Source organism: Marinomonas sp. 63XJN7_9_ISO-PGPR-S23-217 (assembly GCF_056173515.1).
In genome coordinates this window covers 2,775,591-2,789,327 of sequence record NZ_CM149678.1, presented here as the reverse complement: position 1 = coordinate 2,789,327, position 13,737 = coordinate 2,775,591, and the positions used below count along the sequence as shown (strand labels likewise).

The window sequence follows — 13,737 nt, the reverse complement described above, 5'->3', positions numbered from 1 at the left end:
TGGAAAACAGTCCGGAGTAATGTATGGCAAGCATGTTAGACGCCGTAGACCAGCGTACGCAGTTAGTTGGCGAAAATAGATTAGAACTACTGATGTTCCGCCTTGGTGGAATGCAGATGTTCGCGATTAACGTTTTCAAAGTTCAAGAGGTAGTGCAACTACCGAAATTGAACTTGATGCCACATCGTCATCCTTCTGTTGCTGGCGTGACGCATTTTCGGGGCCGAACTGTTCCAGTGATTGATCTATCGGAGTCCATTGGTATGAGACCCATTGATCGGGGCCAGCCCTGTAATCTGATTGTTACAGAATACAATAATACAGTACAGGGATTTATGGTTGGTGAGGTTGATCGAATCATTAATATGAACTGGAACGAAATCCTACCACCTCCAGATGGTACGGGTCGTCAGCATTATTTAACTGCTATCACACGGGTTAATGATCGTCTTGTTGAAATCATTGATGTTGAGAAAGTGTTGGCGGTTATTTCTCCTTATGATACCAGCATTAGTCCAGATATCATTGATGATGATTTAATGGAAGTGGCGAAAGGGTTAGAGGTGCTGGTGGTTGATGATTCTTCCGTTGGTTTGGCGCAATGCCGTTCAACGCTGGATTATATGGGAATTACGGTTCATGAAGCGACTGATGGTAAGCGTGCCCTCGAAAAATTGAAAAACTGGGCGGCGACGGAAGAGAGTGTGCCTGAAAAGCTGTTAATGGTGATTACCGATGCTGAGATGCCGGAAATGGATGGCTACCGTTTAACCCGTGAAATTCGTGAAGACCCTCGCTTAAAAGATTTATACATTGTTTTGCATACATCCCTAAGTGGCAGTTTTAATAAGGCGATGGTGCAAAAAGTCGGTTGTGATGACTTTTTATCCAAATTCCAGCCAGATAAATTAGCGACTTTAATTCAAGAGCGAATTCGTACTGTGATGAAGAGTGACTGATTATGTCATGGTAAAAAGAGGTTTTAAAAAAAACAGGCTAATGGGCCTGTTTTTTATTATGCATCGTGCTGTAAATAAGGTGTCTGATCTGTGGATATTCAGTTTGTTGTTTTTTTGCTCATATGTGGCGCTTTCTCTGGGGTCTTGTTTGCCACGGTAAAAATGGGAAGTGCATTGTTTATCGTGCCCACCGTTTTGCTTTTTATGCCTGTTTTTCAACTTCCTCCACCAGCGCTTATTGTTCCAGTGATTGCAACCGCTATAACGTCCATGGCGCCGATGCTATTAGTTGATTGGCTGCATGATATGAAAACACAACAAATAGACTCCCAGTCTTTGATTGCCTTTGCACCTGGCGCCGCCATGGGAGGAGTAATTGGTGCTCAAATTGTATCCTTGATGACCCTCGTTACCTTTGAATTATTACTTGGTTTATTGGTCGTAATGGCGATGATTAACGTGTTTCTACTCTATCGTCCTTTTGATGAGCTATCTAAGTGGCGTTGCTTTTCCCAACTGTCACAAAGTGCTTTCCGCTTGCCGATTACTTTATTGATAGGGTGCGTCAGTGTGATGTCGGCCAGTTCTGGAAAGCTGTTTTATTCTGTGATGTTGCAGATGCATATCATAAAAAAAGAGCAGGTGAGTGGTGTTTCGACTGGTCTTGCCTTGTTTGTGGTTGTTGCGGCAATGGTTGGCTTTTCTTTTCCTGCCAAGGCCTTTGCCCTTAGTGGTACACACTATTTTATTGGTGCGGTTCATTTACCCACTTGTTTGCTGCTCGCGATCAGTCAATTGGCGGCTTACCTTTTGTGCCGTAATAAAGGCAATACGCTAGATAAAGGCGTCGTTCATGTGTCGGCAGTGCTCTTCTTGGTCATTGCGGCGTTAAGAATATGGATGAATTGAGCCTTATTTTACAGCACATGGTGCTGCCGAGGCTAAGGAGCTGACAAAGCGACATTGATATGCCTTGTTTTTTTCTCGCTCTAGCCTTATCTAAGGCAATATACTATTAGGAATGAATGGTTTGGGGTTTTATTCAATCAGACGCGTTTTTTCTGAAAATTTGCCTAATGCGGTAAGGGATTATTCTGCCGAATTTCTACATATAAATAAGGAATGACATGACAAATACGCCAAAATACGGTGTTCTGATGATTAACTTGGGAACGCCTGATGCACCGAGAGCGCCAGAAGTTCGTCGTTTTCTTAAAGAATTTCTTTCCGATTCACGTGTGGTGGACTTAAATCCATTACTTTGGAAGCCTATTTTGAATCTGGTTATTTTAAATATACGTCCTGCAAAAGTGGCTAGAGTGTACCAACAGGTTTGGATGGATGAAGGATCGCCGCTGATGGTGCTGGGAAATCGCTTAAAAGAGCGAGTGAAGGCCGCACTGCAGCGTGAGACAGGTCAAGCGATACCAGTTGAAATGGCGATGACCTATGGAAATCCAAGTATGGAAATGGCCGCAGATCAACTGCGCAAAGCTGGCGTGGATAAGATTGTTGTGGTTCCTATGTATCCACAGTTCTCAGGTACGACTACAGCAGCCGGTTACGATAGGTTAATGGCCTCCCTTAAAAAGTGCCCCCATTGGCCAGCGTTACAACTATTGCAAGATTATGCTGACCACCCTTTATACATTAAAGCGCTGGCTAACTCGGTGCGAAACCAGTGGGACAAACAAGGCGAGCGTCGCCATTTGATTTTGTCTTATCATGGTATTCCCAAGCGCTATGTCACAAACGGCGACCCTTATGCTCGTCGCTGCCATGATACCACTCGTTTGGTGGCAGAAGAGCTTGATTTAAAAGAGGGGGATTGGACACATGTATATCAGTCTCGTTTTGGTCGTGAAGAATGGTTAAAGCCTTATGCAAGTGACACCCTTAAGGCGTTGCCAGGTAAAGGCATTAAAAAGGTGAATGTTATTAGTCCCGCTTTTGCCATTGATTGTATTGAGACGTTGGAAGAAATTACGTTGGAGCTGGGTGACGAGTTTAAACAGCACGGCGGTGAAGCGTTTGATTATATACCTGCTTTGAACGATAGCGATGATCATGTCGCTTTATACTTGGATATGATCCAGAAAAACACATCTCAGTGGTTGGCTTAAATGGTCGATAGCAATACAAATTTTCGCGCAGCGAGATCGTCTATCAAAGTCATTGCTTTTGATGCAGACGATACGCTATGGCGTAATGAAGATATTTTTAATCATGCACAAGATGCCTTTATTGAGATATTGTCCAGTTATCATGATGAACCGTATATTCGTTCCCATCTTGGGGCAGTACAGGTGCGCAACCTCAAGTATTTTGGTTATGGCATTAAAGGCTTTACGTTATCGATGATCGAGTCGGCTATTGAACTGACGGAAGGACGCATAACAGGCTCAAAAATACATCAAATTATTGAGCTTGCGCGCACCATGCTTTCTGCTCCGATTGAGCTTATTGATCATGTCGAGACCGTTTTGAGCAAATTGTATGGGAATTACCAGTTAATGGTGATTACTAAAGGCGATTTATTGGATCAAGAAGGAAAGGTCTCTCGTTCTGGATTAGTAAAGTATTTTGATCACATTGAAGTGGTGAGTGATAAAACACCAATGGCTTACCAGCGGATTCTGGAGGAGCATAAGATTGATAAGCAAAACTTTCTTATGGTGGGTAATTCACTGAAGTCCGATGTGCTTCCTGTATTGGATATTGGAGCACGAGCTATTCATGTTCCCTATCATTGTACGTGGGCTCATGAGCAAGTCTTAGAAAAAGACTTAGTTAAATATCCTGATTTAGTCACACTTGAGGCTATTGATTCTCTTCTTTCTTGGTTAGGTCATTCTGACAATCTATTATGAGGTGTTCTATGCGAGTTTTGGCGATTCTTTTTTCTTTGTTATTGTTTGCTGTTCCATTTGCTCATGCGGCGGATCAAGATGCGCCGGAGACCTTAAAAGAAAAGGCCGATAAGGCTTGGCACATCACCTCAGAAAAAGCCTCTAAATATGGAAAAATAGCCGCTGAAAAGGGGGAAGAAGCTTGGCAGGTGGCAAAAGAAAAAGGTGGCGTTATTGCGGATAAAGCCTCTAAGAATGCCTCTAAATATGGAGAGGTAGCGGCGGAAAAAAGCAAGGACGTTGGTTCCTCTGTCTGGAAAAAAATGAAAGAGCTGGGTGGTAAAGCCGCTGATGCAGCCCGTGATGGTGCTAAGAAAATTCGCACCGAAGCGGGCGAATAGCCCTGTCTTGGATGGTTGAAGCGGGACATCATGGCAGGATACGACGATAAAAACGACTTACCTTCGAGTCATTGGGAGCAAGAATTCCTTTCCCAAGATGACGTGCGGATCGTCGCGCCGAAAGTCCATTATCGCTGTCCTAAATGCGGTAATTTTCTGCTCCGTAAGGAAGGGAAAAACGGGGTGTTTTGGGGGTGTGAGTCCTATCCTACTTGTGATTACACGGCCAATGATGAAGCAGGTAAGCCTGTTAGAGCAAAACGTTACTTATGTCCCGCTTGTCATTCGCCATTGAGGCGTAAAACCTTTAAGGATAATGTGTTTTGGGGGTGCAGTAATTACCCTGATTGTAAAATTACGGTTGAAGATGACGATGGCGTGCCAGCTAGCACCAAAAAATATCCTTGTCGAGAATGTGGCCATTACTTGGTTAGGAAAAAAAGCAAAAATGGCTATTTTTGGGGCTGTATTCAATACCCCAAATGCACCCACACCTTGAATGATGATAATGGCATGCCAGTACTTAGGAAAAAGAGATAAAGAAAAAGCGCTAACGCTGATTTTGAACCGCTATCAAGGCGCCATCAATTGCAGGATAGGTAAATTCAAACCCCTCATTTGTTAGTCGAGTTGGGAGGATTTTAGGGCCTTTTGTTAATAGGCTTGCCATGTTGCCCAGAGCCAGTTCCAAGATAAAGGCTGGCAGAGGAAAGACAGCAGGGCGATTAAGTGACGCTGCAAAAGATTTTGCAAAGTTTTTCTGTTGAATGATGTCTGGGGCAACAAGGTTATATGCTCCCTGCATCTTCTCATCTGATAGGGCTTGATTAATAGCCTTGATGACATCGTCAATGTGTACCCAAGAAAACCATTGGTTACCATTGCCAATTTTCCCGCCCAAGCCAAATAAATAAGCAGGGCGCATTTTGTCTAAGGCGCCACCGTTAGGGCCTAATACGACACCGAGTCGGAAAATGACTAGGCGTGCACCGTGCGTTGCAAAGTCTATTGCCGCTTTCTCCCAAGCTTGGCAAATTTCATGGGCAAAGCCATCTTGTGCTAGAGGGCTTTCTTCATGGTAGGTTTGGTTCGAGTCGCTTCCGTACAAACCGACGGCTGACATGGATATAACGATTTTGGGGCAGTATTTAAGCGCTTGTTGAATTTTTTTGGTTAGAGTGACACGGCTATCAAATAGACTTTTTTTGCGCTTTTCTGTCCACGGTTTATCGGCAATGCCTTCTCCTGCTAAATTAATAAAGGCGTCCATTGGTTCATCCAGTTCTTTTAGTGTATGGACGGTAAACTGCTGAATACTTTTATCCAGACGACTGTTTGTTTGACGCACCAATGCATATACTTGATGCCCTGCTTTTTGCAGAGTAGGAATAAGTGAGCGTCCGATAAAACCGGTTGCTCCAGATACAAGTATCTTCATTTTTATGGCCCTAGTTATTTTCAAATACAATAATGATTACGCAAAAAAAAGGAAATGGGATCAATGCTTTCCATAGAAAAGCAAAAATCTCCAAAAGTGGTTTAACTATTGTACAGTTAAGTAAGCTTTTTCTATAAACGCCTTCTTTTTCTACCTTATGATGGCTAAAATGGGGGGATTAAGAAACATTAGGTATCACAATGCTACGCAAAGAATACGATCACATCATACTTCTTGCACATGGAAGCCCAGACCCTATGTGGAAGAAGCCTTTCGAGTCGTTATATGATCGAGCGATTTCTCGTTTCGGTGCAGAGCGATCAAGTTTGGCTTATATGGAGTTGACAGAGCCCAGTTTGGAAGACGTTGTGCAACATTTAGATAAGCGTGTTAAGAAAGTGGCTGTTTTGCCATTGTTTTTCGCGGTAGGGCGCCATTTACGTTATGATGTGCCGGCTCAAATAGAAAGTCTAAAACGTGATGATTTAGAGATAGAGTTACTGTCTCCTATTGGTGAAGATGACATCGTCAAACAGGCCATGGATCAGGTTATTGCTCATCATTTGGGACAAAACAATTAATGCTGACTTTACTCTCTAGCTTTGGAGCATAATGGATGCTTTTTAGACACCTTCCTGATGAAATTTTCCAAGCACTATCTGGTTCAAACCGTGGTTTAATTGAAGCGGTATTGTATGATTTAGCGGAGGTTTTTTACGACCACGCTGAAGATCCTATTAAAGAAAAATCGACTATTATTGAATCGATTGAAGATACTCTGCATAACTTAGACAGTTACGCTTGGCACGATGAGCAAAAGGAATCCTTCGAATCCCCTAAAACCATTCATGATTACGCCCTAAGAATTTATCATCGGCTAGTCAATACCGGATGGCTTGTTGAAGAGCAAGAACTGTACCGTGTCAGTGTATTGATGACGCCGCAAATCTCTATGTTGTTGCGTGCTTTGGTGGAAATTAGCCGTCATGGTAAACGCAACTATGGGGCCACGGTGCTGAGCATTCTAAGTAACTTGGAATCCGTTGCGAAACATCCCAAAGAGCGTGGGGTGACTTTGAGTCAATCCGCTGAAGCATCGCGGGATTTCTCGGCCCATCTTAATCAGATTTTGCTGGGGATCCGTAGCTTACAAAGAGAGTTGTTTTCAAGCCGTGATCCAAAAGCCATCGTGGCTGGTTTTTTTGATTTATTTGTAGAAGGCATCTTAATCGCAGACTATAAAACCATCAAAACCAGCAATAACCCTTTTCGCTTTAGACGGCAAATTCTAGAGTACGCTCAGGAATTTTTGTCCAACCCCGCATTAATGGGCGATGTGGCCCAATGTTATGTGGATCAACAGTTAATTACCATGGCCGAAGCGCAAGCTCTGGTAGAAAAAGACTGTCGAGACATTATTCAAACCTTCAGTACCATTGAGCAACGTTTGGATCGCATTGATGAATACCGTTATCGATTAGAAAAACGCGCCGCTGATACGGCTCGCTATATGGACAGTTCTCGCCCAGGCATGGCAAATAAAATATCTGGGATTATATCTGATGTGGCCAAATTCGAGCGCTTGCCGACCTTAAAAAATGTCATTGGTACTCGCGTTGTGGGGATGGAATCTGCGGCACAGCCGATGAAACGCAGAGAGCCGCCACCACCAAGAGTGATGACCCCAGCGGAAGTTTCTATTGATGCCATTAAACTGAGAGATCAGCAACGCCGCTTCCACGAAGCCCGCCAAGTAACGGTGACCAAGCTGCAAAGTTATCTGGAACGGCAAATGAACACCCAAGAGAACAAGCACATCTTGGACTTCACCATTGAGTCGGTCGAAGACTTAGTGTGCTTTGATCATTTACGCTATGTCGGCTCTTTGGGGGTAACCGCAAAGAAAATAGAAAAAGCGTTTGAAGTACAATTTACAGAGCGTTATTTAGATGTGCATGACTTTGTAGAATGTCGTGAATTTAATGTAGTGCGTAGGAGCCAAGCGTAATGCTTAGAGAATTAAAGAAAGTGGTTGAGGAGTCTGGAAAAGACGCTCAAGAGTTTCAACAAACCGCCAACTTCGTACTCGCGAATCAGTTCGTGAGCGCCTTTAAGCATGGGCAAAGAAAGCACTATTTATTGGTTGAGTCATATCATGATTATTTTTCCAATGTGTTTGATGCGCTGGGTATGAAGTTATATGTGAATGAGAATGAGCGTTTGGCAGGCGTTTTACCCGTTCAGCGCGAAGCGTTTGTTCGTTTAAAAACCGATGAAACCCTTTTTCTATTGGTACTGCGCCAAATATACGAAGAAAAAGTGGAAAACTTCGAAGTCGATAATGGGTTTGTCGCCACGAATACACATACGATATTGGATCGCTATGTGCAATTGGTGAAGCGAGAAATTCCAACGGAAACGCGCTTTAAAGACATTCTCAGTTTATTTAGCCGTCATGGTGTCATTATTCGTGGTAAAACTTACGATGAAGACAGCAAAAATATGATCATTAATATAACGCCCGTCGTGCGATTAATTGTGACGGAGGCTTACTTGCGTCAACTGGAGTCGTTCAATGGTGTAGATCCTGACGATGACGATATTGAGTTAGATCCAGATGATGCTCAACAGTCCAGTTCCTCAGATGTGAGTGTCGACGGATCTAATGACGCCGAGTCTAATAATGGTAAAAATACAACAGAATCGATGACAAAAGAAGACTAGGACAGGAACCAAGACATGAAAAAGTTAAATCGAATTGTATTGGTAAACTGGTACCTGTTGGGTGCAGAAGAAATCAATATCCGAGGTAATACCGCGATTATCGGACCAACGGGTTCTGGGAAATCGTCGATTCTAGATGCCATTCAGACTGTCTTAACTGGTGCGAGTAAGCGCCATCTTAACTATAACGCCAGTGCAAACGATGGTAAGGCGAGTGGTCGTAGTATTCGCTCTTATATTTTGGGGATGATTGACTCAGGCCAAGCCAACTCGAAAAGCTTCGGTGCGCAACCAAGGCAAGATGCTATCAGTTATCTGGCGTTAGTGTTTGAAGACTCTATCACAGGTAAGGAATCGACGGTTGGTATTGCATTAAGTGCGTCGTTGGCGTCACCTGAGGAGGATACCTTGGGTCGTTATGTGTTGCCAAATCTGGGGGTTCATAAAGAAGACTTTATTGATGCGATGGAAGGCAAAAGCTATAAGGCAAAACCTTGGATTGAAGTGCGGGAAAATATGAAAAAAGCCTGCCTAGATCCTTACATTAAGTCAGGCAGTGCTTCTGCTACACAATATATCAATCGCTATTTAGAAGAGCTTAGCCCAAGTTCTGATCAGTTGATTACCCTTGATAGTTTCTTGAAAAACTTTAAAAACGCCTTAAAGTTTGTGCCCATCGCTTCGCCTACGCGTTTTGTTCAAGATTTCGTTTTAGCAGAAGCGCCACTTCAGGTGGGGGCGTATCAAAAATCACTCCATGAATATCGTCAATTGGAAAGCAAAACCCAAGAAGTCTCCAAGCGTATTGACGATCTCAAATTGATCCAGCAAGAGTGTGAGAAAAAACACCAGCAGGAGCAAACGGCGGTTAATTATCATTGGATCGCTACGGAAGCGCGTTTTGATGAGTTAAGTACCAAACAAGATGACATACAAGACCAGTACGAACTCCATAAAGAGCGTGAAGAAGAAATTGATGAGGAGTTGACGACTCAAGGACATTTGCTTAAGCAATTGCAGGGGCAATTGTTACGCTTAGAACAGCAGTATGAGCATTCTGATGTTGGACTTAAGCTTCAGCAGTTAGAGCAGAATAAAAAGTTCTTAGTATTGCAAGCTCAGCAAGATCAAAAGGCCATTGTTCAGGCTCGCCAAATCATGGTGTTGATGTCATCTTTATCGGCGTTTGAGGATCTGTTATCCGAACAGACAAATGCGCTGGTAAAAGAAACAGGCAGTTATATTGGCTTGATTAGTGAAGATGGCCGTATTGAAGGGAGTTTAAAACCGTTAACTCAACTATTGAGTGCGCTCAATGAAAGTTTAGATACTGAAAAGTCCCTGGTCTTCAGGCAGCGTTCAGAATTAAATCGTACCATTTTGAACTTGAAGGATGAGTGTAAGCAACTTGAGTCGGATGTGTCTTCCTTGAAAGGTGGGGTGAGCCCATTATCGCAAAATACCAAGCGTTTGATTGCGCTATTAAAAGACGCTCAGATCACGGCAACCCCTCTTAGTCATTTGGCAGAGGTGACGGATCGTAAATGGCAAGATTCGATTGAAGGGTATTTAGGGGCTCAGCGTGAAGCCTTGATTGTTGAGCCTGAGGATGCGGAAGAAGCGATTCGAATTTTCCGAGCCCATCGTCGTCAGTTAATGGGCTGTCGTGTTGTTGATACAACTCAGACTCGGTTATGGCTAAGCCGTGGTGATCGTAATTCAGCGCTCAAATTTATTCGTTGCAACAATGACCATGCCCAGGCGTATTTGAATCGCCGTTTAGGGGGCATCAAACCGGTAGAAACAGAGCGAGAATTATTGCGTGAAGAAAGCGCAATGACCGCTGATGGTATGTTGAAGCTGTCTGGTAGCATTTCCACTATCCGCTCTGTACCACACATGATGGTGGGGATTAATACTGACGGTATGAGGCAGTCCCGTGAAGAGCAATTGGCCAAATTAAGTGGTGAGTTGATGGATCACCTTAAGGCTGATCAACGCTTAGAGCAGGCAGATAATCTGTTAGGGCGCATTATGGCTAGCAATCAGTTTGATGTTGAAACATTAAATAATGCGACCCACGCAGTCACTCGACTGACACAAGAGCTTGAAAGTGTCGAAGTGGAAATTGCCCAACTTCAGCAGCATGATGATAAAGACCTTCAAGAGAAGATTGAAGCGCTGAAAGTGCGCATTGAAACCGTAGAGCTAGATCAGAAAAAATTAGACCGCGAACGCCAACAAATTTCCGAGCAATACGGCGCATTGAATACACAAAAAAACCAGTTGAGCTCTGCCTTATCGGCTCTTGATGAAGAGCGTAACCGACTCACTGCCAGCCCGCTTTATAATGCGGAATTTGCCAGTGAGCGTTATGCGCTGTTAGAAAACAGTATGGTTAATGGGGCGGCCATTTATAAGGAAGCTATCAGTCGTGCAGAAAAAGCAGAAGATAAGTCCCGAGGCTTTGATCAAAAAGTACGCAAAGATGTGGCTGACCACTATGCTAAATATCACAATGCGAATATGGATAATGATATCCAATTGGATTATTTGGAATCCAAATTTGAAGAGTTTCAGCATTATGTGAATTATCAAATTGACGTGTTAAGTGAAACGGAGTTGGCAAAATATGCCAAACGTGCCGAGCTTGCCAGACGAGAAGCAGAGGAAACTTTCCGTTCTGATTATGTGTCAAAACTTAAAGATTCTTTGGATCAGGTCGCTCATATTATTAGAGAACTCAATCACAGTTTAAAACGTCGCCCCTTTAATAATGAAACTTACCAGTTCCGTTATTACCCAAATGGTGATATGAAAGATATTCTTGATTTGGTTGATCGCTTCAGCGCACAAGATCAAGCGAATGTCGGTGGTTTGTTTGATCCTGAAATGACGGGAGATCCAGAGCATTTGCGTGCCATCACGGCAATCCAAGAGTTGATTACAGACGAAGAGAAGCAGCAGGATCTGGCGGATTATCGTAAATTTTATAACTTCGAAGTCGATATTCTCGATGCGGATGGTAACAAGAAGACAACGTTGAGCCAGCGTATTCAGACGGGGTCGGGTGGTGAACACCAAATTCCATTTTATTTGGCAATTGCGGCGGCCTTGTCTACGACTTATCGGTTGCACGAGACAATGGATGGTGACATTGTCGGCGGCTTCTCCTTGGCGATGTTCGATGAGGCGTTTAACAAAATCGATATGATTAAAACGTCTACTTGTATGGGCTTTATGAAAGACATAGGTTTGCAAGTTATCGCGGCGGCGCCTGATGATAAACGGGCTGTTATGGCGGCTAATATGGATACGGTAATCAGTGTGTGGCGCGAGGGTGGGGCTGTGTCTATTGACGTGGCTTATCCAAAAGAAAAAGGACAAACGTTGCTAAATGGCGACATGGAAGCCGTTTTAAATCCAGCGTAAAGGCAAATGTTATTAACGGATTAATGACATGAATACTATATGACTGCGAAATATGCGGTTAATATAGTATTAGAACGACTAGATTAAATGATAGACCGAGATAATAATGAAAATAGAAAGTGATATTAAACAGCACTTAGAGGAGGAGCTTTCTCCTCAGTATCTCGTTTTAGAAAACGAGAGCTATATGCACAATGTGCCGGAAGGTAGCGAGTCACATTTTAAATTGGTTTTAGTCAGCGATCAGTTTTCTGGCAAGCGTTTAGTGCAGCGCCACCAGTTAGTGTATCGTGTATTATCTAAACAAATGGATCTTATTCATGCATTAGCAATGCATCTGTTTACGCCTGAGGAATGGCTGGAACGTCAAGGTGATGTGTCTGCTTCACCTAATTGCCACGGAGGAGGACGCGGGTAATAACTCGCGTTATGATGGTTCATATGAGTATTACAGTAAATTATCATCAAGCTGATAATTGTGTTGATATTATCGTTGTTGGAAGTTTCGATTTTTCTCTATTCAATGAATTTAAAGACGCTTATGCTGGTTTTATTGGCCAGACAATGTCTTTTCGTGTTGATATGAGTCAGGTTGAGTATTTGGATAGTGCTGCGCTGGGGATGCTGCTTAGCATGAAAAACAGTTTAGGGGATGAGTGCGATATAGAATTAAAAGGTGCTAATGACTTCATCAAAAATATTTTGATGATTTCTCGCTTTGATAAACGTTTTACTATTCGATAAAGGCAGTTTAATGAAGCTTTTGTGTGTCGACAGCGAGCCTATTTACCGTGAAATCGTTAGCGTGTGTGCTAAGGATCATGGGTTAGATGTAAAGACGGCCACGACATTTCAAGAAGCGATTGATCTTTTCGAAGATTGGGAGCCTGATTTAGTTACCCTAGATGTCCTTGTCAAAGGAGGGAACGGCTTAGTTCTCATCCGGGAGCTCAAATTAAAGGCTAATGATCGTTTTGTTCCAATGATTTTTTTATCGTCACAATCCTCTGATTCAACGATGGAGAGGTGCTTCAACGCTGGCGCTGATGACTTTTTACCGAAGCCATTTCAAGAGGCTCTATTTAATACGCGTATAGAGAGTCACAAGCGCCAGGTGATGCTTGTGCAAGAGATGTCGCAAAAAAATCGAGAGTTGGTGTATTACAAAGCCATGATAGAGCGTGAGCATAAAATGGCTCATCAAGTGCTTGATCATGTCCTAATACGCTGTGAAAATACCTCCCATAATGTGGCTGTCACCCGATTATCTGCCGCCAGTTTCAATGGCGATTTAGCGCTTGTTAATTCTCGTTCTGATGGGGCTCGCCTTATATTTGTAGGGGACTTTACGGGCCATGGCCTTTCCGCTTCCATTGGTGCCTTACCGGTTGCGCAAGCATTTTTTGATGCGGTAGACGATCATATAGAAATTTCTAAACTTGCAAGCCATATTAATCGTATGTTGATCAGTATCCTGCCCGATTATATGTTTTGCGCGGCCTATATCGTATTAATTAAACCCGGTGGCCACTTGTTCTTTTGGGGGGGCGGTATGCCCAAAGCCTATATCCGCCGTCAAGATGGCAAACTTGACTATTTACAATCTATGCACATGCCATTAGGGATTTTAGGGCCATCTGAGTTTGATAATACGTTAGGTGAATTCAGTATCGGTGCAGAGGATACTTTAGTTATTGCGACCGATGGTGTTTCTGAGTTAAAAAATGAAGCTGGAGAAATGTTAGGAGCTGAGTCCTTGGAAACGCTTGTATCAGCGTGTTACGCCAATGCCGATTTAAATCAAGCGCAAGAGGATCTAAAGGACAAACTATCTCAATACCAAGGCCATTCAGAACAGATAGATGATATAACCTTTGTTGCTGTAAGAAAAAAAATGACCGAAAAATAAGCGATAATTACAGAAAGACATCATC

Annotated in this window: 14 protein-coding genes; 13 read left to right on the top strand and 1 reads right to left on the bottom strand. The window is 43.1% G+C overall.

Annotation, left to right across the window (positions count from 1 at the left end; translation table 11 throughout):
* Nucleotides 1-23 precede the first annotated feature (23 nt).
* From AC0VYI_RS13030 to AC0VYI_RS13005, 6 genes are all read left to right on the top strand, one after another.
* A complete protein-coding gene (locus tag AC0VYI_RS13030) occupies nucleotides 24-959 on the top strand; it encodes a chemotaxis protein CheV (RefSeq protein WP_199475756.1) in 936 nt (311 codons plus the stop codon).
* A gap of 90 nt (nucleotides 960-1,049) precedes the next feature.
* On the top strand, nucleotides 1,050-1,868 hold the full coding sequence (locus AC0VYI_RS13025; RefSeq protein WP_475443393.1) for a TSUP family transporter: 819 nt from the start codon (nucleotides 1,050-1,052) through the stop codon (nucleotides 1,866-1,868).
* Nucleotides 1,869-2,086: 218 nt separating this feature from the next.
* Nucleotides 2,087-3,082 carry a ferrochelatase gene (gene hemH / locus AC0VYI_RS13020; RefSeq protein ID WP_475443391.1) on the top strand — a complete coding sequence of 332 codons (996 nt, stop codon included), beginning with the start codon at nucleotides 2,087-2,089 and terminating at the stop codon, nucleotides 3,080-3,082.
* The gene (locus AC0VYI_RS13015) at nucleotides 3,083-3,829 is read left to right on the top strand and encodes an HAD family hydrolase (RefSeq protein WP_475443389.1); all 747 of its coding nucleotides are present in this window, start codon (nucleotides 3,083-3,085) and stop codon (nucleotides 3,827-3,829) included.
* Nucleotides 3,830-3,837: 8 nt separating this feature from the next.
* Nucleotides 3,838-4,209 (top strand): hypothetical protein, encoded by a 372-nt coding sequence (locus AC0VYI_RS13010; protein ID WP_475443388.1) that lies wholly within the window; start codon nucleotides 3,838-3,840, stop codon nucleotides 4,207-4,209.
* Between the two features lie 30 nt (nucleotides 4,210-4,239).
* Nucleotides 4,240-4,749, top strand: coding sequence for a DNA topoisomerase family protein (locus AC0VYI_RS13005; protein WP_475443386.1), 510 nt, complete (start codon nucleotides 4,240-4,242; stop codon nucleotides 4,747-4,749).
* 10 nt (nucleotides 4,750-4,759) lie between these two features.
* On the opposite strand, the gene AC0VYI_RS13000 is transcribed toward AC0VYI_RS13005, so the two are convergent.
* A complete protein-coding gene (locus AC0VYI_RS13000) occupies nucleotides 4,760-5,647 on the bottom strand; it encodes a TIGR01777 family oxidoreductase (RefSeq protein ID WP_475443384.1) in 888 nt (295 codons plus the stop codon).
* A 200-nt stretch (nucleotides 5,648-5,847) separates the two neighbouring features.
* Here AC0VYI_RS13000 and AC0VYI_RS12995 point away from each other — a divergent pair, with 200 nt between their 5' ends.
* The 7 genes from AC0VYI_RS12995 to AC0VYI_RS12965 all read left to right on the top strand — a co-directional run bounded on the left by AC0VYI_RS12995 (nucleotide 5,848) and on the right by AC0VYI_RS12965 (nucleotide 13,712).
* Nucleotides 5,848-6,228: a sirohydrochlorin chelatase gene (locus AC0VYI_RS12995; protein WP_199475749.1), complete on the top strand. Its 381-nt coding sequence runs from the start codon at nucleotides 5,848-5,850 to the stop codon at nucleotides 6,226-6,228.
* 35 nt (nucleotides 6,229-6,263) lie between these two features.
* Complete coding sequence (locus AC0VYI_RS12990) at nucleotides 6,264-7,655, top strand: Wadjet anti-phage system protein JetA family protein (protein ID WP_475443382.1); 1,392 nt, start codon at nucleotides 6,264-6,266, stop codon at nucleotides 7,653-7,655.
* Nucleotides 7,655-8,371, top strand: a complete 717-nt coding sequence (locus tag AC0VYI_RS12985; RefSeq protein WP_475443381.1) for a DUF4194 domain-containing protein — start codon at nucleotides 7,655-7,657, stop codon at nucleotides 8,369-8,371. The genes AC0VYI_RS12990 and AC0VYI_RS12985 overlap by 1 nt, the downstream gene beginning before the upstream one ends.
* A gap of 15 nt (nucleotides 8,372-8,386) precedes the next feature.
* The gene (locus AC0VYI_RS12980; RefSeq protein ID WP_475443379.1) at nucleotides 8,387-11,803 is read left to right on the top strand and encodes an SbcC/MukB-like Walker B domain-containing protein; all 3,417 of its coding nucleotides are present in this window, start codon (nucleotides 8,387-8,389) and stop codon (nucleotides 11,801-11,803) included.
* A 106-nt stretch (nucleotides 11,804-11,909) separates the two neighbouring features.
* Complete coding sequence (locus tag AC0VYI_RS12975) at nucleotides 11,910-12,221, top strand: BolA family protein (RefSeq protein ID WP_475443378.1); 312 nt, start codon at nucleotides 11,910-11,912, stop codon at nucleotides 12,219-12,221.
* A gap of 23 nt (nucleotides 12,222-12,244) precedes the next feature.
* On the top strand, nucleotides 12,245-12,547 hold the full coding sequence (locus AC0VYI_RS12970; RefSeq protein WP_475443376.1) for an STAS domain-containing protein: 303 nt from the start codon (nucleotides 12,245-12,247) through the stop codon (nucleotides 12,545-12,547).
* Nucleotides 12,548-12,557: 10 nt separating this feature from the next.
* Nucleotides 12,558-13,712: a SpoIIE family protein phosphatase gene (locus AC0VYI_RS12965; protein WP_475443374.1), complete on the top strand. Its 1,155-nt coding sequence runs from the start codon at nucleotides 12,558-12,560 to the stop codon at nucleotides 13,710-13,712.
* The last annotated feature ends 25 nt before the right edge of the window (nucleotides 13,713-13,737 follow it).

What these genes read in the sequence shown, in the direction of transcription:
- AC0VYI_RS13030 (WP_199475756.1), top strand. Translation starts at nt 24, where the DNA reads ATGGCAAGCATGTTAGACGCCGTAGACCAGCGTACGCAGTTAGTTGGC.
- hemH (WP_475443391.1), top strand. Translation starts at nt 2,087, where the DNA reads ATGACAAATACGCCAAAATACGGTGTTCTGATGATTAACTTGGGAACG.
- AC0VYI_RS13015 (WP_475443389.1), top strand. Translation starts at nt 3,083, where the DNA reads ATGGTCGATAGCAATACAAATTTTCGCGCAGCGAGATCGTCTATCAAA.
- AC0VYI_RS13010 (WP_475443388.1), top strand. Translation starts at nt 3,838, where the DNA reads ATGCGAGTTTTGGCGATTCTTTTTTCTTTGTTATTGTTTGCTGTTCCA.
- AC0VYI_RS13005 (WP_475443386.1), top strand. Translation starts at nt 4,240, where the DNA reads ATGGCAGGATACGACGATAAAAACGACTTACCTTCGAGTCATTGGGAG.
- AC0VYI_RS13000 (WP_475443384.1), bottom strand. Translation starts at nt 5,647, where the DNA reads ATGAAGATACTTGTATCTGGAGCAACCGGTTTTATCGGACGCTCACTT.
- AC0VYI_RS12995 (WP_199475749.1), top strand. Translation starts at nt 5,848, where the DNA reads ATGCTACGCAAAGAATACGATCACATCATACTTCTTGCACATGGAAGC.
- AC0VYI_RS12990 (WP_475443382.1), top strand. Translation starts at nt 6,264, where the DNA reads ATGCTTTTTAGACACCTTCCTGATGAAATTTTCCAAGCACTATCTGGT.
- AC0VYI_RS12985 (WP_475443381.1), top strand. Translation starts at nt 7,655, where the DNA reads ATGCTTAGAGAATTAAAGAAAGTGGTTGAGGAGTCTGGAAAAGACGCT.
- AC0VYI_RS12980 (WP_475443379.1), top strand. Translation starts at nt 8,387, where the DNA reads ATGAAAAAGTTAAATCGAATTGTATTGGTAAACTGGTACCTGTTGGGT.
- AC0VYI_RS12975 (WP_475443378.1), top strand. Translation starts at nt 11,910, where the DNA reads ATGAAAATAGAAAGTGATATTAAACAGCACTTAGAGGAGGAGCTTTCT.
- AC0VYI_RS12970 (WP_475443376.1), top strand. Translation starts at nt 12,245, where the DNA reads ATGAGTATTACAGTAAATTATCATCAAGCTGATAATTGTGTTGATATT.
- AC0VYI_RS12965 (WP_475443374.1), top strand. Translation starts at nt 12,558, where the DNA reads ATGAAGCTTTTGTGTGTCGACAGCGAGCCTATTTACCGTGAAATCGTT.